At 67.2% G+C, this 20,696-nt stretch carries 21 protein-coding genes; 9 read left to right on the forward strand and 12 right to left on the reverse strand.

The features are described 5' to 3' along the window. The first annotated feature begins 5 nt into the window (after nt 1-5). The gene (gene iolE, locus AUL30_RS05145; RefSeq protein ID WP_062226768.1) at nt 6-920 is read left to right on the forward strand and encodes a myo-inosose-2 dehydratase; all 915 of its coding nucleotides are present in this window, start codon (nt 6-8) and stop codon (nt 918-920) included. Continuing rightward, nucleotides 917-1,726: a 5-deoxy-glucuronate isomerase gene (iolB, locus tag AUL30_RS05150; RefSeq protein WP_062226769.1), complete on the forward strand. Its 810-nt coding sequence runs from the start codon at nt 917-919 to the stop codon at nt 1,724-1,726. Before iolE ends, iolB begins: the two co-directional genes overlap by 4 nt. Before the next feature lie 9 nt (nt 1,727-1,735). Here the strand turns inward: iolB and AUL30_RS05155 are convergent, their stop codons facing one another. Beyond that, a complete protein-coding gene (locus AUL30_RS05155) occupies nt 1,736-3,190 on the reverse strand; it encodes an NAD-dependent succinate-semialdehyde dehydrogenase (RefSeq protein WP_062226770.1) in 1,455 nt (484 codons plus the stop codon). 187 nt (nt 3,191-3,377) lie between these two features. On the opposite strand from AUL30_RS05155, the gene AUL30_RS05160 reads away from it, so the two are divergent. Next, on the forward strand, nt 3,378-4,379 hold the full coding sequence (locus AUL30_RS05160) for a 4-hydroxyproline epimerase (protein WP_062226771.1): 1,002 nt from the start codon (nt 3,378-3,380) through the stop codon (nt 4,377-4,379). A gap of 10 nt (nt 4,380-4,389) precedes the next feature. After that, entirely contained in the window at nt 4,390-5,094 is a 705-nt protein-coding gene (locus AUL30_RS05165) for a GntR family transcriptional regulator (protein WP_062226772.1), read from the forward strand. 11 nt (nt 5,095-5,105) lie between these two features. Here the strand turns inward: AUL30_RS05165 and AUL30_RS05170 are convergent, their stop codons facing one another. The 4 genes from AUL30_RS05170 to pheA are packed head-to-tail and all read right to left on the reverse strand — an operon-like array spanning nt 5,106 to nt 9,217. Further along, on the reverse strand, nt 5,106-6,299 hold the full coding sequence (locus AUL30_RS05170; RefSeq protein WP_062226773.1) for an MFS transporter: 1,194 nt from the start codon (nt 6,297-6,299) through the stop codon (nt 5,106-5,108). A gap of 40 nt (nt 6,300-6,339) precedes the next feature. Beyond that, on the reverse strand, nt 6,340-7,290 hold the full coding sequence (locus tag AUL30_RS05175; protein WP_062226774.1) for a prephenate/arogenate dehydrogenase family protein: 951 nt from the start codon (nt 7,288-7,290) through the stop codon (nt 6,340-6,342). Continuing rightward, nucleotides 7,287-8,390, reverse strand: a complete 1,104-nt coding sequence (locus AUL30_RS05180) for a pyridoxal phosphate-dependent aminotransferase (protein WP_062226775.1) — start codon at nt 8,388-8,390, stop codon at nt 7,287-7,289. Before AUL30_RS05180 ends, AUL30_RS05175 begins: the two co-directional genes overlap by 4 nt. Before the next feature lie 26 nt (nt 8,391-8,416). Next, nucleotides 8,417-9,217 carry a chorismate mutase gene (gene pheA, locus AUL30_RS05185; protein ID WP_062226776.1) on the reverse strand — a complete coding sequence of 267 codons (801 nt, stop codon included), beginning with the start codon at nt 9,215-9,217 and terminating at the stop codon, nt 8,417-8,419. 153 nt (nt 9,218-9,370) lie between these two features. Here pheA and metX point away from each other — a divergent pair, with 153 nt between their 5' ends. After that, a complete protein-coding gene (gene metX / locus AUL30_RS05190; protein WP_062226777.1) occupies nt 9,371-10,552 on the forward strand; it encodes a homoserine O-acetyltransferase MetX in 1,182 nt (393 codons plus the stop codon). After that, the gene (gene metW / locus AUL30_RS05195; RefSeq protein WP_157069910.1) at nt 10,549-11,226 is read left to right on the forward strand and encodes a methionine biosynthesis protein MetW; all 678 of its coding nucleotides are present in this window, start codon (nt 10,549-10,551) and stop codon (nt 11,224-11,226) included. The genes metX and metW overlap by 4 nt, the downstream gene beginning before the upstream one ends. Nucleotides 11,227-11,250: 24 nt before the next feature. On the opposite strand, the gene AUL30_RS05200 is transcribed toward metW, so the two are convergent. Next, entirely contained in the window at nt 11,251-12,234 is a 984-nt protein-coding gene (locus AUL30_RS05200) for an aldo/keto reductase (RefSeq protein ID WP_062226778.1), read from the reverse strand. A 103-nt stretch (nt 12,235-12,337) separates the two neighbouring features. Further along, nucleotides 12,338-13,099, reverse strand: coding sequence for a class I SAM-dependent methyltransferase (locus tag AUL30_RS05205; RefSeq protein WP_062226779.1), 762 nt, complete (start codon nt 13,097-13,099; stop codon nt 12,338-12,340). Nucleotides 13,100-13,219: 120 nt separating this feature from the next. Between AUL30_RS05205 and gloB the strand changes: the two genes are divergently transcribed. Continuing rightward, the gene (gene gloB / locus AUL30_RS05210) at nt 13,220-13,996 is read left to right on the forward strand and encodes a hydroxyacylglutathione hydrolase (protein WP_062226855.1); all 777 of its coding nucleotides are present in this window, start codon (nt 13,220-13,222) and stop codon (nt 13,994-13,996) included. Nucleotides 13,997-14,003: 7 nt separating this feature from the next. Here the strand turns inward: gloB and AUL30_RS05215 are convergent, their stop codons facing one another. Beyond that, on the reverse strand, nt 14,004-14,792 hold the full coding sequence (locus AUL30_RS05215) for a DUF3108 domain-containing protein (protein WP_062226780.1): 789 nt from the start codon (nt 14,790-14,792) through the stop codon (nt 14,004-14,006). A 164-nt stretch (nt 14,793-14,956) separates the two neighbouring features. After that, nucleotides 14,957-15,307: a hypothetical protein gene (locus AUL30_RS05220; protein ID WP_062226781.1), complete on the reverse strand. Its 351-nt coding sequence runs from the start codon at nt 15,305-15,307 to the stop codon at nt 14,957-14,959. A 248-nt stretch (nt 15,308-15,555) separates the two neighbouring features. On the opposite strand from AUL30_RS05220, the gene rpmB reads away from it, so the two are divergent. Continuing rightward, entirely contained in the window at nt 15,556-15,855 is a 300-nt protein-coding gene (rpmB, locus tag AUL30_RS05225) for a 50S ribosomal protein L28 (protein ID WP_062226782.1), read from the forward strand. A 151-nt stretch (nt 15,856-16,006) separates the two neighbouring features. Further along, nucleotides 16,007-16,699: a queuosine precursor transporter gene (locus AUL30_RS05230; protein ID WP_062226783.1), complete on the forward strand. Its 693-nt coding sequence runs from the start codon at nt 16,007-16,009 to the stop codon at nt 16,697-16,699. A 24-nt stretch (nt 16,700-16,723) separates the two neighbouring features. On the opposite strand, the gene AUL30_RS05235 is transcribed toward AUL30_RS05230, so the two are convergent. The 3 genes from AUL30_RS05235 to cobS are packed head-to-tail and all read right to left on the reverse strand — an operon-like array spanning nt 16,724 to nt 20,610. Continuing rightward, a complete protein-coding gene (locus AUL30_RS05235; RefSeq protein WP_062226784.1) occupies nt 16,724-17,725 on the reverse strand; it encodes an esterase-like activity of phytase family protein in 1,002 nt (333 codons plus the stop codon). After that, nucleotides 17,725-19,620, reverse strand: a complete 1,896-nt coding sequence (gene cobT / locus AUL30_RS05240) for a cobaltochelatase subunit CobT (protein WP_062226785.1) — start codon at nt 19,618-19,620, stop codon at nt 17,725-17,727. Before cobT ends, AUL30_RS05235 begins: the two co-directional genes overlap by 1 nt. A gap of 3 nt (nt 19,621-19,623) precedes the next feature. After that, the gene (gene cobS / locus AUL30_RS05245) at nt 19,624-20,610 is read right to left on the reverse strand and encodes a cobaltochelatase subunit CobS (RefSeq protein ID WP_062226786.1); all 987 of its coding nucleotides are present in this window, start codon (nt 20,608-20,610) and stop codon (nt 19,624-19,626) included. Nucleotides 20,611-20,696: the final 86 nt, after the last annotated feature.

A 20,696-nucleotide genomic window follows, 5' to 3' on the forward strand; every position in this document is an offset into this window, starting at 1 on the left:
ACCGCATGATCAGCTACGCCACCAACCCGATCGCCTGGTCGAACGATGACGACCGGAGCCTCGGCCAGGACATCACGCTCGAGACATGCCTTTCCGAGGCCGGCGCCATCGGCTTCGACGGCATCGAGAAAGGGCACAAGATGCCCGATGACGGGACCGCCCTCAAAGCGGCCCTCAATGCCTACGGCCTGGCCTTCGTGGGCGGCTGGTACTCGACGCACCTCTTGACGCGCTCGGTGGAGGCGGAACTCGACGCGGCGCGCCGCCAGGTGGCCATGACGCTGGAAGCCGGCGGCACGGTCTTCATCGCGGCCGAAACGTCAAACGCCATCCATGGCGCCGATATTCCGCTGGCCGAGCGTCCCATGCTGACGGCCGAGCGCATGGCGCGCTTCGGCGAAGACATGGAGCGCTTTGCCGAGCGCATCGCCGCCGAGGGGCTGCCGCTCGTCTACCACCACCACATGGGGACCGTGGTCGAAAGCGAGGAGGACATTCACCGCTTCATGGACGCCACCGGCCCGGCGACGCGCCTGCTCCTCGATACGGGGCACGCCTTCTTCGGCGGGGCCGATCCGCTGGCGCTGGCGCGCCGCTATATGGGGCGCGTCGGGCACATCCATTGCAAGAATGTCCGCCCGCAGGTGATGCAGCGCGTGCGGGGCGACAGGCTGACCTTCCTCGACGGCGTGCGGGCCGGCGTCTTCACCGTTCCGGGGGACCCGGATGGCGGGGTCGACTTCCTGCCCGTCCTCCAGGAGGCGGCGCGCCACGGCTATTCCGGCTGGCTGGTCATCGAGGCGGAGCAGGACCCCGCCATCCGCCACCCGCACCGCTACCAGTCGATGGGCCTTAACGCGCTGAAAGACATGGCCCGCAAGGCCGGGCTCGACACCGCACCGGCAGGAGAGGGCGCATGAGCCCGCTCCTGCGCAAGCCCACAGTGCAGAAGGGGCGCGTCCATCATCTGACCCCGGAAAGCGCGGGCTGGACCTATGTTGGCTTCGACCTCTACCGCCTGGCGCCGGGCGACAGGGTGGAGGACCGGCTGGAGGGGCGCGAAGCCATTCTGGTCCTGGTGGAGGGCAAGGCGAGGATCCGCGCCGACGGCATCGATTTCGGAGAAGCGGGCGAGCGGATGAGCGTCTTCGAGGGCACGCCGCCGCATGCCATCTACGTGCCGGCCGGGGCGCCCTTCGACGCCGTGGCGACCACCGATGCGACCCTGGCGGTCTGTTCGGCGCCGGGCGGCACCGGGCGTCCGGCGGCGCGGCTCGGGCCGGACGGCATCGTGACCACGCAGCGCGGCAAGGGCACGAACCGCCGCGCCATCAATGCCATCGCCATGGAAGACCGCGATGTCGCCGATTCCCTCCTGGTGACGGAGGTCTTCACGCCACAGGGGCACTGGTCTTCCTATCCGCCGCACCGCCATGACGAGGACGCCTTTCCGGATATGACCTATCTGGAAGAAACCTACTATCACCGTCTCAACCCGTCACAGGGCTTCGGCGTTCAGCGTGTCTTCACCGAAGATGGCAGTCTGGACGAGACCATGGCCGTGGCGGACGGGGATCTCGTCCTCGTGCCGCGCGGCCACCACCCCTGCGGTGCGCCGTACGGCTACGAGATGTATTACCTGAACGTCATGGCCGGGCCGTTGCGCAAGTGGCGCTTCCGCAACCACCCGGACCATGCCTGGATCGTCGAACGGGATGCGGGCTGACGGGCGCCGTCAGGCCACGGCCGAGCAGAGGTACTTGACCTCCAGATACTCCTCGATCCCGAGGTGGGAGCCCTCGCGGCCGAGGCCGGACTGCTTGACCCCGCCGAAGGGCGCAACCTCGTTGGAGATGAGCCCGGTATTGTGGCCGACCATGCCGTATTCCAGCGCCTCGGCCACGCGCCAGGTCCGTCGTACGTTCTCGGTGTAGAAGTAGGCGGCCAGGCCGAACTCCGTATCATTGGCCTCTGCAATAACGTCCGCCTCGTCGTCGAAGCGGAACAGCGGCGCGACGGGGCCGAACGTCTCCTCCCGCGCGACCTTCATGGCCTTGGTGACGCCGGTCAGCACGGTCGGCTCGAAGAAGGTGCCGCCGAGTTCATGGCGGTTGCCGCCGACGAGGACCTGCGCGCCCGCGGCGACGGCGTCGCCGATATGCTCTTCCACCTTCTCGACGGCCTTGGCGTCGATCAGCGGGCCGATCACCACACCCGCCTGCGTGCCGTCGCCGACGGTCAGGGAACGCACCCGCTCCGCAAGCTTCTGCGCGAAGGCGTCGTAGACGCCGGACTGCACGTAGATGCGGTTGGAGCAGACGCAGGTCTGCCCCGCATTGCGGTACTTGGAGGCGATGGCGCCATCCACTGCGGCATCCAGATCCGCATCGTCGAAGACGATGAAGGGCGCATTGCCGCCGAGTTCGAGCGACAGCTTCTTGATGGTCGGCGCGCACTGGGCCATCAGCACGCGGCCGACTTCGGTCGATCCCGTGAAGGACAGTTTGCGCACCGTCGCGCTCTGCGTGAGCGCGCCGCCCACGGCGGCCGCTTTGCCGGTGACGATCTGCAGGATGCCCGCCGGAACGCCGGCTTCCTCGGCCAGCGCCGCCAAGGCGAGCGCGGTGAGGGGTGTCTGCATGGCCGGCTTGACGATCATCGGGCAACCCGCCGCCAGGGCCGGCGCAGCCTTGCGTGTGATCATGGCAGCCGGGAAGTTCCAGGGGGTGATGGCGGCCGTCACGCCGATCGGCTGGCGCAGCACGATGATCCGCTTGTCCTGCGTCGGCGCGGGGATCGTCTCGCCATAGACGCGCTTGGCTTCCTCGGCGAACCATTCCACGAAGGACGCCGCATAGAGCGCCTCTCCGCGTGCTTCCGCCAGGGGTTTGCCCTGTTCGGCGGTCATCAGCGCGGCAAGGTCGTCCGCATTGGCCACGAGAAGCTCGAACCAGCGCCGCAGAATGGCGGCACGCTCCTTGGCAGGCCGGGCGCTCCAGGCCGGGAAGGCCCGCGCCGCCGCAGCGATGGCACGCTCCGTCTCAGCCGCGCCCATCGACGGGACGGTGCCGACCACCGATCCGTTGGCAGGGTTGGTGACATCCACCTTCGATCCGTCGTCTGCGTCCACCCAGGCGCCGTCCAGAAGGCAGGCGTCCCGCAGGAGCGACGGGTTCTTCAACGCAAGCATGCTGCAAACTCCAAATGTTCATTATAATGAACGATAATCATTACTGCGAATTGTGAAGAGCCGGGCGGTGCGTGTCAACGCTGCCGGTCCTGCACTCCGGCACACGCACCGGGCTTGTATACTCCGTGTATATTTGGTTCATTGCGCCGACGCGTGACCCCGCAGGCCGGCATAAACCGAGTGCTCCATGACCACACACACCTTCTCCTGCATCGACGGCCATACCTGCGGCAACCCGGTCCGCCTTGTCTCCGGCGGCGGTCCGCGCCTCGAGGGCGCCACCATGCTGGAGCGCAGGGCACATTTCCTGGCGGAGTATGACTGGGTGCGCACCGGGCTGATGTTCGAGCCACGCGGGCACGACATGATGTCCGGCTCCATCCTCTATCCGCCGACGCGGGCCGACTGCGATGTCGCCATCCTGTTCATCGAAACATCGGGCTGCCTGCCCATGTGCGGGCACGGGACCATCGGAACCGTCACGATGGGCCTGGAGAACGGGCTGATCGTACCCCGCACGCCCGGCCGCCTGGCGCTCGATACGCCGGCCGGCAGGGTAGAGGTCGCCTATCGGCAGGAGGGGCGCTTCGTGGAGGAGGTGCGGCTGACCAACGTGCCGGGTTTCCTTCATTCCGAGGGCCTGACGGCGGAGGTCGAGGGGCTCGGGGAAATCGTGGTCGATGTCGCCTATGGGGGCAATTTCTACGCCATCGTCGATCCGCAGCGTAATTTCCGAGATCTGGCGGACCACACGGCCGGCGAACTCATCGGCTGGTCGCCCCGGCTGCGCGCGGCCCTGAACGCCAAATATGACTTCGTCCATCCGGAGCATCCGCAGATACGGGGCCTGTCGCACATCCTCTGGACCGGCGCGGCGACGGTGCCGGAGGCCCATGCGCGCAATGCCGTCTTCTATGGTGAAAAAGCCATCGACCGCTCCCCCTGCGGGACGGGCACCTCGGCCCGCATGGCGCAGCTCGCCGCCAAGGGGCGCCTTCGCGTGGGCGACGACTTCGTGCATGAATCGATCATCGGCAGCCTGTTTGCCGGCCGCGTCGAGGCTGCCGCCAGTGTGGGCGACCGCGACGCCATCATTCCCTCGATTGCCGGATGGGCGCGGATGACCGGCTACAACACCATCTTCATCGATGATCGCGATCCCTTCGCCCACGGCTTCGTTGTCCGGTGAGGCGACCCTTATGAGTGAACGCCCCGAACCCGCCACGGCCGAGCGCAAGCGCGGCGAAGGTGTGCGCCGCGTCTACGAGCAGCTGCGCGACGATATCATCGACCTGCGTCTGGCCCCCGGAAGCCCGATCGACGAAATTCTGATATCCGAGCGCCTGTCCATGTCCCGGACGCCCATCCGCGAAGCGCTCGTGCGGCTGGCCGGCGAGGGGCTGGTGACGACGCTGCCCAACCGCTCGACGATCGTCTCCAACATCGATTTCGTCAATCTGCACACCTTCTTCGACGCGCTCACGCTGATGTACCGGGTCACCACCCGTCTGGCGGCCGAGTATCACCAGCCGCAGGATCTGCCTTCCATCCGCGCCGGCCAGGCGGCCTTTGCCGATGCGGTGCGCCGGCAGGATGCGCTGGGCATGATCGCCACCAACCGCGATTTCCATGCGCGCATCGCCGAGGCAGGGCGCAATCCCTACTACATCGGCCTGTTTACGCGGCTGCTGGACGAGGGGCGGCGAATCCTGCGGCTTTATTATTCCAGCTTCGACGATCGTCTCCCCGCCCGCTACGTGGAGGAGCACGAGGAGATGATCGGCGCGGTGGAAGCCCGCGATATCGAGGCGGCGGACCGCATCGCCGCGGCCCATGCCGACCAGATCGTGCGCCAAATCCGCCAGCTCATCGCGCAGGATCGCCGCCGCGCGCTGGCGCTATAGGTCCTTACGCTTCAGGCTTGACGGTCGAGCCTGGGTAGGAAGATCGTCGCCAGGCCGAGGATCGGCATGAGCGAAATGGCCCAGTAGACGTTGGCGATGCCCCATTCGTCGGCAAGGCCGCCCAGAAGGGCCGCACCCAGTCCGCCGGCGCCGAAGGCGAAGCCGAAGAACAGTCCGCCCACAAAGCCGACCCGGCCCGGCAGGAGTTCCTGCGCAAAGACCACGATGGCCGGGAAGGCCGAAGCAAGGACGAAGCCGATGATCGCCGCCAGGACGCCGGTGAAGAAGAGGTTGGCGTAAGGCAGAATCAGGGCGAAGGGAATGACGCCCAGTATCGAGAACCAGATCACGAAGCGCGCGCCGAACCTGTCGCCGATCGGGCCACCCAGGAAGGTGCCGGCGGCGGCTGCCCCGAGGAACAGGAACAGCATGAGCTGCGAGGCCTGGACGTCGAGCCCGAAGCGGTCGATCGCATAGAAGGTGAAGTAGCTTGAGAAGCTCGACATGTAGACGTTCTTGATCGTCGTCAGGAGCACGAGGATGAGCACCGCCCGCAGCACCACGTTGCGCGGCAGGAGCAGCGTGCGCGCAGCGGCCGGCCGCCCCTTGCTGGCGCGATGCTGCTCGGCATACCAGCGCGCAACCCAGCCGAGGATGGCGATGCCCAGGAGCGCGAGCCCGGCAAAGAGGATGACGCTGCGCTGGCCGTTCGGCACCACGATGAAGGCCGCCAGGAGCGGTCCGAGCGCCGTGCCGGCATTGCCACCGACCTGGAAGAAGGACTGCGCGAAGCCGAAGCGCCCGCCGGCGGCAAGCCGTGCCACGCGTGAGGCTTCCGGATGGAAGATCGCCGAGCCGAAGCCGATCAGGCAGGCGCCGGCCACGAGCATGCCGTAGCTGTGCGCCTGCGACAGGGTGACGAGTCCGATAAGCGTGCTGCCCATGCCGACGGGCAGGGAGTAGGGCATGGGGCGCTTGTCGGTCACGATGCCGATGAGGGGCTGCAGCAGCGATGCGGTGATCTGGAAGGCGAGGGTCAGAACGCCGATCTGCGCGAAGGACAGGGCGAAGTCGGCTTTCAACAGCGGATAGATCGCCGCCAGCATCGACTGCATGATGTCGTTGAGCATATGGCACAGGCTGACGGCGGCGATGATCGAAACCGTCGTCGCCTTGGCCGATGTATCCTGTTGCAGCGCGGTCATCGTATCTTGTCCTTCGTCTCCCGCGCGTGCGACCTTGTCGCTACTCCGCGGTCGTTTCGTTCCAGGCGTCCTTGCGGTGCGGCTGGCGCCCGAAATTGGCGTCGGCCGTGTCCTGGCCGGCTTCCACGATGGAGCGCCGTATGGCGCGCGTTCGCGTGAACAGGTCGAACAGGGCATCGCCATCGCCCCAGCGGATGGCCCGCTGCAGCGATGACAGATCTTCCGAGAAGCGCGCCAGCATTTCCAGCACCGCTTCGCGGTTGGTCAGGAAGATGTCGCGCCACATGGTCGGGTCCGACGCGGCGATGCGCGTGAAATCACGGAAGCCCGACGCCGAGAACTTGATGACTTCCGACTGGGTGACCGTTTCGAGGTCCGCCGCCGTGCCCACGATGTTGTAGGCGATGAGATGCGGCACGTGGCTGACGATGGCAAGGACCAGGTCGTGATGCGACGGGGTCATCGTCTCGACCTGCGAGCCCATCTCTTCCCACAGGCGGCGCAGCCGCGCGACGGCCTGCGGATCGGCATTTTCGACCGGGGTCAGGATGCACCAGCGGTTCTCGAAGAGTTCGAGGAAGCCGGCATCGGGCCCGGACTGTTCGGTGCCGGCGATGGGGTGGCCGGGGACGAACTCGACATGCGCCGGCAGATGCGGCTGCATCGCCTCCACCACCGCGCCCTTGACCGAGCCGACATCGGTGACGATGGCGCCCGGCGCCAAGGCTGGTGCGATGGCCTTCGTCACCGTGGTGCAGGCGCCGACGGGCACGCAGAGCACGACGAGATCGGCGCCTGCCACCGCATCGGCGAAATCGCTGTGGTAGCTGTGGCCGAGGCCGAGCTCCCGGGCGCGATCGAGCGTCTCCGGCCGGCGGGTGGCGATGGCGATGTGGCCTGCCAGTCCCCGCTCGCGCAGGTTGATGGCGATGGACGAGCCGATCAGGCCGATGCCCAGAAGGGCGACGCGCTTGAACAGGGGCTCGGTCATCGGGCCATGAACTCGGCCAGCGCCGCCAGGACGCCCTCATTGGCCTCCGGCGAGCCGATGGTCATGCGCAGCGCATGTGGGAAACCGTAACCGCCGACCGCGCGCAGCACGAAGCCGCGCTCGACCAGGAAGCGGTCGGCCTCGGCCGCCGATTTTCCGGCATCCTGCGGAAAATGGATCAGCACGAAGTTGGTGACGCTGGGCGTGACGCCGAGCCCCAGCGCCGTCAAACCTTCGGTCAGGCGCGGCAGCCATTCGTTGTTGTAGGCGACCGTCTCCTCGACATGCGCCGTATCGGCAGTGGAGGCTGCCGCCGCGGCGATGGCGAGCGCGTTCAGGTTGAAGGGCCCGCGGATGCGCTCCACCGCGTCGGCGATGGTTTCCGGCACGTACATCCAGCCGACGCGCAGCGCCGCCAGCCCGTGGATCTTCGAGAAGGTCCGCGTCATGACCACGTTATTCGAGCCGGAAACCAGCTCGATGCCGGCCTCGTAGTCGTTGCGGCGCACATATTCCGCATAGGCGGCATCGAGCACCAGGATGCAGGCCGGCGGCAGGCCGGCATGCAGGCGCCGCACCTCGTCGAAGGGAATATAGGTGCCGGTCGGGTTTCCGGGATTGGCAATGTAGACCATGCGCGTCCGCGCGTTGACGCGCTCGAGGATGGCATCGACGTCCACATGCGCGTCGCGCTCGGGCGCCATGACCGCCTTCGCGCCCGCCGCCAGAATGGCCGTGCGATGCAGGAGGAAGCCGTGCTCGGTGTAGATGCCCTCGGTCCCCTCGGACAAATAGGCATTGGCCAGGAGGCTCAGGAGCTCGTCGGAGCCGTTGCCGCAGATGATCCGCGCGGGGTTCAGCCCGTAGCGATCCGCCAGCGCCGCCTTCAGCCGCGTCGCCTGCGGATCGGGGTAGAGCTCCAGCCGCTCGCTGGCCTGCGTCAGGGCTGCGCGGGCGGCGGGAGAGGGGCCGAGCGGCGTTTCGTTGGACGACAGCTTATGCAGCCGGATACCGGCCGGCGCGTGGCTCTTGCCCGGCACATAGGCTTCGATATCCAATACGCCCGGCCTCGGCACGGGCGCCGTCGTCAGGGTCTGCATCCTGGTGTCCCCGGAACTCGTCGTCTCTAGCTGCGCCGCTCCTGCAGCTGCACCGGAGCGGCATAGCCCCCGACCGGCCGAATGTCGAGATGGCCGTCCATCGCCGCCGGCAGCGGGCCGAGGCCGCGCGGTGCCGCGACGAGCCTGTGCAGCCCGGCGGCATCCACGCAACGGGCGAGCTCCTGCGCCCCGTCGGCCAGGGGCGTAGCCTGCGCCGTCGTCACGGCGTGGCACTCGATCTCGAAAGGGACCGGGTCGGCGAGCGGCGGCGCCAGCACGAGGGCCGGCTCCCCCGCGGGCCGGCCGTCCTGTGCCAGGAAGGGCAGCCGCGCGACGATGGCCGCGCGCCCCAGGCGCTCCCACCAGGGGCCGGATTGTTCCTTCAGGAGCACGATGCCGAGCCAGTCATCCGCCTTGCCGACGCGCTCGATCACGGCATCGGCCTGGTCCACCAGATGCATGGGAACGGAAAAGCCGCAGGTGAAGCGGGTCGTCTCCACCGCGCTCGCGACGTCTCCGCCGGTCGATACGGCGACCTCGAAGGGGGCCTGGAGCGCCGTGAAGGTCGAGATGATTTCGCGCCAGAGATGCTCCACTGCGGTGATGGGCAGATGCCCGCTGTGCCGCGCGACGAGCCGGCGCATCATGTCGGCCTCTCGCCCTGGCCGGAAGGCCGCGCCGTTCTTCTGGTGGCCCTTCACGGCGATCAGCGCGTCGATGACCGTCGCGCGCTGCATGAGCAGCCGGTGGATGGATTCGTCGATCGCATCGATCTGCGCCCGCAATTCCGATAGCCGGCCGAGATCGTCGCCCTTCCTGTCGCTCATCTGCCGCTGTCCCCTTCAGCCTGCGATCCATTGCCCGAGAAGCTCTACACAGCCGATGGCGCGCTTGCAAAGAAGCGTTGATCCCGGCACACCGGAAGGATAGCAGGAAGCGTGGTCGAACGGCCGGGACGAAAGCGCAGGGTCAAGGACAGGATGAACGCACCGTCTTTTACCGAGGTGGCTGGCCTCTCTCTGAAGGAGGCGCGCGCACCCTCCAGCAAGAGCATGCATTTCGGCGCCGACGCGCCGTTGCCGCTGGATGCCGGCACCGTCCTGTCGCCCTTCGACATCGCCTACGAGACCTGGGGCGAACTCAACGCCGACAAGAGCAACGCCATCTACGTGTGCCACGCCCTGACCGGTGACCAGTATGCCGCCAGCCGCAACCCCGTGACCGGCAAGCCGGGCTGGTGGTCGTCCATCATCGGGCCGGGCAAGCCGATCGATACCGACCGTTATTTCGTGATCTGCGCCAACGTTATCGGCTCCTGCATGGGGTCCACCGGACCGGCCAGCCTCGACCCGGCGACAGGCCTGCCCTATGCGCTCGACCTGCCGGTGCTGACCATCGCCGACATGGTGCGCGCGCAGGCCATGCTGGTGGACCGGCTCGGCATCGACCAGCTCTTCGCCGTGATCGGCGGATCGATGGGCGGCATGCAATGCCTGCAATGGACCGTGGCCTACCCCGAGCGCGTCTTCTGCGCCCTGCCGATTGCCACGGGCGCGCGCCATTCCTCGCAGAACATCGCCTTCCACGAGGTGGGCCGGCAGGCCGTCATGGCCGATCCGGACTGGCAGGGCGGCCGCTACATCGAGGGTGGGGTCCGGCCGCACAAGGGGCTGGCCGTCGCGCGCATGACGGCGCATGTCACCTACCTGTCGGAGGCGGCGCTGCAGCGCAAATTCGGACGCAACCTGCAGGACCGGGAGCAACTGGGCTTCGGCTTCGATGCCGATTTCCAGATCGAAAGCTATCTGCGCCATCAGGGCACGAGCTTCGTCGACCGGTTCGATGCCAACGCCTATCTGTATCTCACACGCGCCATGGACTATTTCGACATCGCCGCCGATTATGGCGGGCGGCTGGCCGATGCCTTCGCCCGCACGCGCACGCGCTTCTGCCTCGTCTCCTTCTCGTCCGACTGGTTGTTCCCGACGGGGGAAAGCCGGGCCGTCGTGCATGCGTTGAACGCCGCGGCCGCCTCCGTGTCCTTCGTGGAGATCGAGACCGATCGCGGGCACGACGCCTTCCTTCTGGACGAGCCGGTCTTCTATGCGGCGATCGACGGCTTCCTGAAGTCGGCCGCCCGCGTGCGGGGCCTGCCGGCATGAGCGCCCCAGCCGACACGACGACCCAGCCCGCGCCCCAGCCGACGAGCCAGCTCGTGGCGGCCGATGCCAATGTCCGCGTGGACCTGGCGCTGATCGCGGGGCTGGTGCCGCGCGGCAGCCGCGTCCTGGATGTCGGCTGCGGCGATGGCAGCCTCCTGGCGCTCCTGGAAAGCCAGCGCGGTGTCGACGCGCGCGGCATGGAGATCAGCCAGCAGGGGGTGAACGAGGCCGTCGCACGCGGGCTTTCGGTGATCCAGGGCGATGCCGACAAGGACCTCGTCCACTATCCCGACGGCGCCTTCGACTATGTCATCCTGTCGCAGACCATCCAGGCGACGCAGCGTCCGCGGCAGGTGCTGGCCGAGATGCTGCGCATCGGCCGGCGGGCCATCGTGTCCTTCCCCAATTTCGGGCACTGGTCGGTGCGCCTCTCGCTCCTGGCGCATGGGCGCATGCCGGTGACGCGCAACCTCGCCTATAGCTGGTACGACACGCCCAACATTCACTTCTGCACGATCCGCGACTTCGTGGAGCTGACCCGGGATCTCGATGCGGAGGTGGAAACGGCCGTCGCGCTCGACGCGATGGGCCAGCGCATCGGCATGCGCATGCCCTGGGCCTTCTGGAACCTTCTGGGCCAGCAGGCCGTCTTCGTGCTGCGCCGGCGCGGCTGACGCGCGCCGGCCTGCCGCACCCGGCTACAGGTTGACGGTCTGCATGCCCGACTGCGCGTAGCGCGCTCCGGCCGCCGCGTTGGGCGGAAAGATGGCGTCGATTTCTTCCATCTCCTCGCGCGACAGGACGATGCCGGCGCTCGCGGCATTCTCTTCCAGGTAGCGGATGCGCCTTGTGCCGGGAATGGGCACCACATCCTCGCCCTGCGCCAGAACCCAGGCCAGGGCGATCTGGGAGGCCGTCGTGCCCTTGCGCCGGGCAAGATCCTCCACGGCGGTGACGAGCTTGCGGTTGCGGGCGAAGTTCTCGTCCGAGAAACGCGGATTGTCCTTACGGAAATCGCCTTCCTCAAGGTCCGACACGCTTTGGAAGCGCCCCGTCAGAAAGCCGCGTCCGAGCGGCGAGTAAGGCACGAAGCCGATCCCCAGCTCCCGCAGGAGCGGCAGGATCTCGTCCTCCGGCTCGCGGCTCCACAGGGAATATTCCGTCTGGAGCGCCGTGATCGGGTGTTCGGCATGCGCCCGGGCAATGGTCTGCGGCGCGGCCTCCGACAGGCCGAGATAGCGGATCTTGCCCTGTTCCTTCAGCCGCGCCATGGCGCCGACCGTTTCCTCGACCGGCACGCTCGGGTCGACCCGGTGCTGGTAGTACAGGTCGATCACATCGACCTTCAGCCGCTTCAGGCTCGCCTCGCAGGCGGACTGGACGTAATCCGGGCGGCCGTTGATGCCGAGCCGCTCGCCCTTCGGCCCGCGCATATTGCCGAACTTGGTCGCCAGGACGACCGAGTCCCGGCGCCCTGCAATGGCGCGGCCGACCAGTTCCTCGTTCCGGCCGACGCCGTACATATCCGCCGTGTCGAGGAAGTCGACGCCGATGTCGAGCGCGCGGTGGATCGTCTCGATGGATTGGAGATCGTCGGAGGCGCCGTAGAATTCCGACATGCCCATGCAGCCGAGGCCGATGGCCGATACGGTGAGCTCGGGTCCGAGTTTGCGCTTGTTCATGGGAGTACCCCTCCTGGCATGCTGACCCGCAAGAATACAGGTCGCCCGCGAAGATCTGGGAACCGCCGGGGCCGGTTGAAAGAGTAACGGCGTCAAAAAGCCTTTAGGACGGGCTCGGGCCCTTGCGGTTCAGCACCGGGGCGCCTTGCGGCACCAGGACGGGCCGGCCGAGGCGCAGGCGCTGGCGCTCCCGCCGCGTGACGGGAATGCCACGATAGACGAGCTTGGTCGCCTCCATGATGATCACGCCGGCAAAGAGCGGCCAGGCCGCCCGCCCGGCCCGCTCCAGCGGCGCTGCCAGGTTGACGAAACCGCTGCGCCGGAAGGGCGGAAAGAACAGCGCCTGCGAAATGCCGGAAGGGCTGAACATGGCGCCGTGCAGGAGGCGCTGGGCCTGCCCGCGCGACCAGGGCCGCCCCGAGCCGAAGGGCGTGCGGTCGAACCGCGTCCAGACCCCGGCCCGGTTGGGCAGGACCACGACCAGCCGGCCGCCCGGCGCCAGGATACGCCAGACTTCGCTCAACAGGTCGGACGGGTTCTCGGCAAATTCCAGTGCATGGACCATCAGCACCCGGTCCACCGAGGCATCGCCCAGCGGCAGAGAGGATTCGTCCACCAGGGCGCTGGTGGATGCGGCGCCCGGCGGCCAGCGGATGGCGCCCTGGGCAGCCGGCATGAAGGCCAGGGTGCGGTCGGCATCGGCGCCGAATCGGTCCAGATAGGGGAGGGTATAGCCGAGCCCGACCAGCCGCTCCTGCGCGATGGGACGCCAGAGCGGCGTCAGCGCCAGCCCGATGGCGCGCGCCGCCGCCTGGCCGAGGCGCGTGGCATAGAAGTCGCGCAGGTCGACGATATCGGCGTTCATGGTTTGCGTGGCGCTGATCTTTTCCTCCATGCGCTTGCGCAGCCGCCGGGCGACCTTTGTTCGGACGAATCCTCGCTCTATGTCTGGCTTCCAACGCCGTTTGGCAAGAAAGGGTCGCTCATGAGTACGGTCGAGATCAGGCAGTTCCTCTGCCGCACGGACAATTTCGGCGTCCTCCTGCACAATGGAGCAAGCGGCGACACCATCGCCATCGACGCGCCGGAGGCCGCGCCCATCCGTGCCGCACTCGACGCAGAGGGCTGGTCGCTGACCCATATCCTGACCACCCACCATCACGCGGACCATGTGGCGGGCAATGCGGAACTGAAGGCGCATTACGGCGCGACGATCATCGGCCCGCAGGCGGAGGCGGACCGCATCCCCGGCATCGACCGGCGCGTGACGGGCGGCGACAGTTTTTCGATCGGCGATATCGAGATCGTGGTGATCGATACGCCGGGCCATACGCTCGGCAGCGTGTCCTACCACATGCCGGGCCTGGAATGCCTGTTCGCCGGCGATGCGCTGTTCTCACTCGGCTGCGGGCGGCTCCTGGAAGGAACGGCCGGCATGCTCTGGACTTCCCTTCAGCGCCTGCGCAGCCTGCCGGACGACACCATGCTCTATTGCGGCCACGAATATACGGCGTCGAACGCCCGCTTCGCCCTGTCGGTCGATCCCCGCAACCTCATGCTGCATGAACGCACCACGGCCGTGGAGCGCCAGCGTGTGGCGGGCGAGCCGACGCTGCCCGTGTCGCTCGGGCTGGAAAAGCGGACCAACCCCTTCCTGCGGGCCGACGATGCCGATCTGGCCGTCGAACTTGGCATGGGCGGCGGGCGTGCCACCGCCGAGGAGGTCTTTGCCGAGCTGCGCAGCCGCAAGGACCGGTTCTGACGAATCGTCAGGACTTGGCGAAGGTCGTCGCGGTCAGGGTGAGCGGGCCGATCTTGGTGGGGATGCGCACATGGACCGGTGCGTAGAGGCCGGTGTCACCGATCGGCGCGAACCAGATCTTGATCACCTGCCGGCGCAGATACTGGACGCCGGACGAGCTCGTGCGATAGCCCCCGACCGGATCGATCCGCACATCGCAGACGATGGCACTGCCGGAAAACCCGTCGGCCGAGAAGGCCGCCGTGCCACCGGGCGACAGCTTGAGGTTCAACCGCGACCAGCCATCGAAGACGGGCAGCGTCCGGTTGCAGACCCGATCTGGCCGGGACTTGATCATCATGCCCGAGAGCGGGTCCACGACACTGCGCAATTGGGCGTTCGTCACGGGGATGTAGTCGTCCGGATGGGTCGTGCGGGCGGGGGGAGAGACGGTCGTATCGACCACCTGGCCGCCGCGCAGGCGCACATCCGATGCCCAGCTCTTGCCATCGCTCGTATAGGCCAGGGCATAACGGTTGGGCAGCACCCGGGACCCGCGGATCATCCCCGCGGACGATGTCTTTCCCTGCGTCGAGGAGACCAGTGCGCCAAGCCCCGCCGAGCGCAGCGTGCCGGAGACGGCATAGCTCGTCGGCCCGAGCTCCGTCGTAAAGTCCGCCTTGCCGAGCGGGACGCCGAAGATGGAGATGCTGTAGCGCGTCTCCAGCGTGTCGGCCCGCGCCGGTGCCGGCGCGAGCCAGGCGATGGCGGCCAAAAGGGCCAAAGGGGCAAGGCGGTAAATTCGACGCGCGAGCATGAGCGGGGGACCGGTGAAGCTGGGACATCCCAGCCTATAGCAGGCCACCGGAGCCCGCATAAGTGCGTGAAGGGCACGCCGCGCCGGCAATGCGAGGCGCATGCGGTGCCGCTCGGACCGCGCTGCCCGCTGCAGGATTGCAGCGGACGGCGCTTTGCGCAGAATCAGTCGTCGTAGGCCGGCAGCGCGGCCAGTTCCGCCGGCGTCATGTTGACGGTCAGGACACCGTTGGTGTTCTGGAAACGCTCGAGCGGCACGATGACGTCGAGGTCGGAATTCTCGAGGTCGATGACGATGGCCGTCGGCCCCTGCGCGGTTCCGATGACATCTTCCACATCGCCGATACGGTTGCCGCCGGCATCCGTCAGCGCTTGCTTCTCCAGCTCCCCGACCGTGATTCCGAAGGCGGGCACCATCACGGCGTCGTCCATTTCCATGATCTTGACGACCTGCGCACTGGCGCCGGATGCAAGGATGGAAAGCGCCATGGCGGCTCCGATAATCTGCGGCTTCATATCAGCATTCTCCGTGTGGATTCGATGGCCGGGCAACGGTGCCCGCAGCCTTAAGGTTCCCTTCCAGTGGGATGCGTCCGCCGCCGAGCGGCTGGGGGAAATACGGGGTGGCGTTCCGCTTGTTGACCTTTCCGGCCCCAGCCACTATAGGAGCGTCAATTCCGATCATGCCTGTTGGCTGATGATCGCGCCGCCCATGATGCGGCTGCGCGACCGGCCCGGGCCTATGGCAATTGAAAGGTGATTCCATGTCGCGCGCTTGCGAACTGACCGGCAAGGCCGTCCAGTCTGGCAACAATGTCAGCCACGCGAACAACAAGACGCGTCGCCGCTTCCTGCCGAACCTGTGCAACGTCACGCTGATTTCCGATTCGCTCGGCCAGCGTTACCGCCTGCGCATCAGCGCCAACGCGCTGCGTTCGGTCGAGCATCGCGGCGGACTCGATGCCTTCCTTCTGAAGGCGTCCGAGGACGATCTGTCCCAGCGCGCCCGGCTGCTGAAGCGCCAGGTCGCCAAGAAGGTCGCCGCGGACACCGCCGCACAGTAAGGTGCGGGCGGGCGTCTGCCCGCTCCTGACGTCAGATCCGATATAGCGGCCCTGCCCATGGCGGGGCCGTTTCTCATCGATCCTCCGATTCGGAGCGATTCCGTCCAGCTGGTGCCATACCCCAGCCTAAAAAAATGGAACCTCAAGCGCCATGACCCTGCCGCGCCGTTACATCCTGCCCGTCCTCGCCATGACGCTGATCGTCCTGGCGTCGAACATCGCCGTGCAATTCCCCGTTGCGGGGCAGGTCGGTCCCCTGTCGCTGGGCGATCTTCTGACCTGGGGCGCCTTCGTCTATCCCTTCGCTTTCATCGTGACGGATATCAACAACCGGCTGTTCGGCCCGGCCATGGCGCGGCGTGTCGTCTATGCGGGCTTTGCCGCGGCGATTGTCAGCTCCATCGTCTTCCCGCCGCTGCTGCATGCCTGGGGCCTGGTGCCCTTCGGGCTGGAAACGGGCCGTCTCGTGCGCATCGCGCTGGCAAGCGGCACGGCGTTTCTGTTTGCGCAGCTTCTCGACATCGTCGTCTTCAACCGCTTGCGCCGCCGTAGCTGGTGGAAGGCGCCGCTCGCCTCCGGCGTGGCCGGCACCATCCTCGATACGGCGATCTTCTTCTCGCTCGCCTTCGCGCCCATCTTCCTGTTCCTGGGGCCGAACGAGCCCTTCGCGCTGGAAGCCGCCCCGCTTTTCGGCGTGCTGCCGGTCGAGGCGGCGCGCTGGGTGTCCTGGGCGCTGGGCGATTTTACGGTCAAGCTCGCTGTCGCGGTGTTCGGGCTCGTCCCCTACCGGGTGGTGATCAACGCCTTCCTGCCCTATCGGGATGCGCCGACCGTCAAGGCTTGAGTCCCAAAGGACGCGGCCGGCGCCTCACGGTGCGTCGATGAGCCGGAATTCCAGATAGAGGTTGCGCTGGAAGAAAGAGCCGTTGTCGTCCGAGGCAATGGCGAGGATCGTAGCGCCCGCCGCGTCGCGGACGATATCCAGCGCTTCCATATTGTCGATCTCGTAGCGGCCGTCGGCCTCCATGATCACGGGCCCATCGACGCGCGCGCCGACTGCGATGGTCCGGCCGTCGATCCGCCGCAGGCGCATGCCGATCCGCCCAAGCCCCTCATAGCGCCGCTCCAGAAGGACGAGGTCGCCATCTGGCAGGAACGCGCCATCCGTCACATGCCAGGGCGCCTCGCGCGCGACGGTGAAGATACCGCCCTTCGGCCCCAGCACGGCGGCGAAGAGATCGCCCTTGCCATCGAGCGACTGCTCGCTGACGATGACGGGCGCGCCCGCCAGGCGGCTGTCCGGCGGCGCGATCGCGATGGTTTCCAGGCCCGCATTGCGGCGCAGCTCACGCAAGGGAATGCGGATATCCAGGCGCTCGCCTTCAGGGCTCGTCAGCGGCGCTTGCGCGTCGTAGACGGCCACCCGGTGGTCGCGCTCGAAGGCCACGAGAATTGCGTCTTGACCGATGGCCAGTCCTTCCGCATCCGCATCGCCCTTGGCTGGCTGCGGCCGCCCCTGCGCATCCAGGATGGGGGCGATGCGGGCGTCGCCGATGCCGGTCGGAACGCCGTCCGGCCCGCGCAGGATCGCGCCTTCGAACCAGAAGCCCGTATCCGTCACCGCCAGGAACCGCGAGCCCTGCCTGTCCGTGAAGCGCAGGCTCGACACGCCTTGGAGCCGACGATCCGAGGCGCGGAAGCTGAAGCCCCCGCGAAATTCCAGCATGCCGAAGCGCGTCTCGGCCGAGCCGGCCTTGAACCGCATGATGGGCGTGGCGTCGATGGACAGGCCGGCCGGGGCAGCCGCGCCCGTCGCGGCCATGGCAGTACAGGCGATGATGGCGGCGAGCGCCGCCACGGCGCGCAGCATCAATGGCGGGTTCCGGAACGCCGGCGCCGGCCTGTCTGTTCTTCCTGCTCGAACAGGGCGGCAAGCTGCTCGGTCATGGCGCCGGCCAGTTCCTCCGCATCGATGATGGTGACGGCACGGCGGTAGTAGCGTGTCACATCGTGTCCGATGCCGATGGCGAGTAGCTCCACGGGCGAGCGCTGCTCGATCTCCTCGATCACGGCGCGCAGATGCCGTTCCAGGTAATTGCCCGGATTGGCCGAGGAGGTGGAATCATCCACTGGCGCGCCATCCGAGATGACCATCAGGATACGGCGCTGCTCGCTGCGGCCGAGGAGCCGGTTGTGCGCCCAGATCAGCGCCTCGCCGTCGATATTTTCCTTCAACAGGCCTTCGCGCATCATCAGGCCCAGATTGCGCTTGGCACGCCGCCAGGGCGCGTCGGCCGCCTTGTAGACGATGTGGCGTATATCGTTCAGCCGGCCGGGCCGCGGCTGCTTGCCTTCCTTGCGCCAGAGCTCCTGCGACTGGCCACCCTTCCAGGCGCGGGTCGTGAAGCCGAGGACCTCCACCTTCACGCCGCAGCGCTCCAGCGTGCGCGCCAGAATGTCGGCGCAGGTTGCGGCAACGGAAATCGGCCGGCCGCGCATCGATCCCGAATTGTCGATGAGCAGGGTGACGATCGTGTCGCGGAAATCGGTATCCCGCTCCATCTTGTAGGACAGGGGCTGCATCGGGTCCGTCACCAGCCGGATCAGCCGGGCGGTGTCGAGGTAGCCTTCCTCCAGATCGAAGTCCCAGGAGCGGTTCTGCTGGGCCATCAGCCGCCGCTGCAAACGGTTGGCAAGACGGCCGACGACGCCCTGCAGCGCCGACAATTGCTTGTCCAGGAAGGCGCGAAGCCGGTCCAGTTCCTCTTCGTCGCAAAGCTCCTCGGCGCCGACCACCTCGTCGAACTGCGGCGTGAAGATCTTGTAGTCGCTTTCCCCGGCCTGCAGGGACAGGGGCTGATTGGGGCGGCGCGTATCGCCCGGCGTCTCTGTATCGGCGGAATCGTCCTCGGACGGATCGTCGCTCGTCGCATCCGATGCTTCCGATTGGGCGTCGTCCTCGCTCTCGCCCTCGATATCGGTTTCCTGCGGCTGCGCGTCCTGTTGACCGGCTTCCTTTTCGGCGCCCGTCTCCTCGTTGTCGCGGGACTGGTTGTCGCTCGCCTCGTCCTCGTCTTGGCTGTCCTCGGGCTCTTCGTTGGCCAGTTCCTCGGCCATCTCCATCGCCACGAGCATGTCGCGCATGGCGCGGGAAAAGGCGCGCTGATCCTCGATCAGGTCGTTCAGGCGGTCGAAGCGGTTGCCCGCCCGTTCGGCGATCCAGTCGCGCCAGACATCGACCACCGCCTGGCCGCTCCGCGGGATGGGCCGGCCGGTCAGCTGCTCGCGCAAGAGCAGCGCGATGGCATCCTCGAGCGGGGCTTCCGTCTTGTCGGTCACGGCCGACAGGTTGGAGCGCTGGAACTTGTCTTCCAGCATGGCGGCCAGATTGTCACCTACGCCCTGCATGGCATTGGCGCCGATCGCCTCGCAGCGGGCCTGCTCGGCCGCATCGAAGATGGCCCGCGCATTGCGCCCCTCCGGCGACAGGGTGGCATGGATGCGCGCATCGTGCCGAGCGCGCCGAAGCGCCATCGCATCCGACAGGCCTCGCGTCACGGCGACATCGTTGCCGGTCGGCCGCTTGGGCAGGTCGGGCAGGCGCGCCTTGGAGCCGGTCAGGCCGGGCCGCTCATTGCCGAAACTGACGTCGAGCTCACCTTCCCCGGCAATGGCACGCATGCAGCCCGTGACCGCGCGCCGGAACGGCTCACGGTCGAATGCGGGCATGGTTCCGGGCCGCTGATTGTCGCCGGGGCGTGCCATGGCTCAGTCGAGCACGAGGTTGGCGGCAGACTCGGGCAGTTCCTCGCCGAAGGCCCGCTGGTAGAACTCGGCCACGAGGGGCCGCTCCAGCTCGTCGCACTTGTTCAGGAAGGTCAGGCGGAAGGCAAAGCCCACATCGGCGAAGATCTCGGCATTCTCGGCCCAGGTAATCACGGTGCGCGGGCTCATGACGGTCGACAGGTCGCCGTTGACGAAGGCCGAGCGGGTCAGGTCGGCCACGCGCACCATGCGCGAAACGGTCTGCCGCCCCTCCTTGGTATCGAAGTGCCGCGCCTTGGCCAGCACGATCCCGACCTCGTTGTCATGCGGCAGGTAGTTCAGGACCGTCACGATGGACCAACGGTCCATCTGCGCCTGGTTGATCTGCTGCGTGCCGTGATACAGGCCCGTCGTATCGCCCAGGCCCACCGTGTTGGCCGTCGCAAACAGGCGGAAGGCCGGGTGCGGGCGGATGACGCGGCTCTGGTCCAGGAGCGTCAGGCGACCGCTGGATTCCAGAACGCGCTGGATGACGAACATGACGTCCGGCCGGCCGGCATCGTACTCGTCGAAAACGAGCGCCACGTTGTTCTGATAGGCCCAGGGCAGGATTCCGTCGCGGAACTCCGTCACCTGCAGGCCTTCACGCACGGTGATCGCATCCTTGCCGACCAGGTCGATGCGGCTGACATGGCTGTCGAGGTTCACACGCACGCAGGGCCAGTTCAGGCGCGCCGCCACCTGTTCGATATGGGTCGACTTGCCGGTGCCGTGGAAGCCGGACACCATGACCCGCCGGTTCTTGGCAAAACCCGCCAGGATCGCCAGCGTCGTCTGGCGATCGAACAGGTAGTCCGGATCGATCTCCGGCACATGCGGACCCGCGACCGAATAGGCGGGTACTTTCAAATCACTCTCGAAACCGAAGGTTTCGCGGACGGAGACGATGGCATCGGGCAACCCGGCCACTTCCTGTTCCGCTGCACTCATCACACCTCCAAGGACCGGCATCGACCTCGGACACCGGTCAGTCACCTTATCGCGCTCGTTTGTGTAGAATCTTTCCCGCGCCTTTT

The sequence above is a fragment of the Aureimonas frigidaquae genome, from assembly GCF_001463905.1.
Taxonomy (GTDB): Bacteria; Pseudomonadota; Alphaproteobacteria; order Rhizobiales; family Rhizobiaceae; genus Aureimonas; species Aureimonas frigidaquae.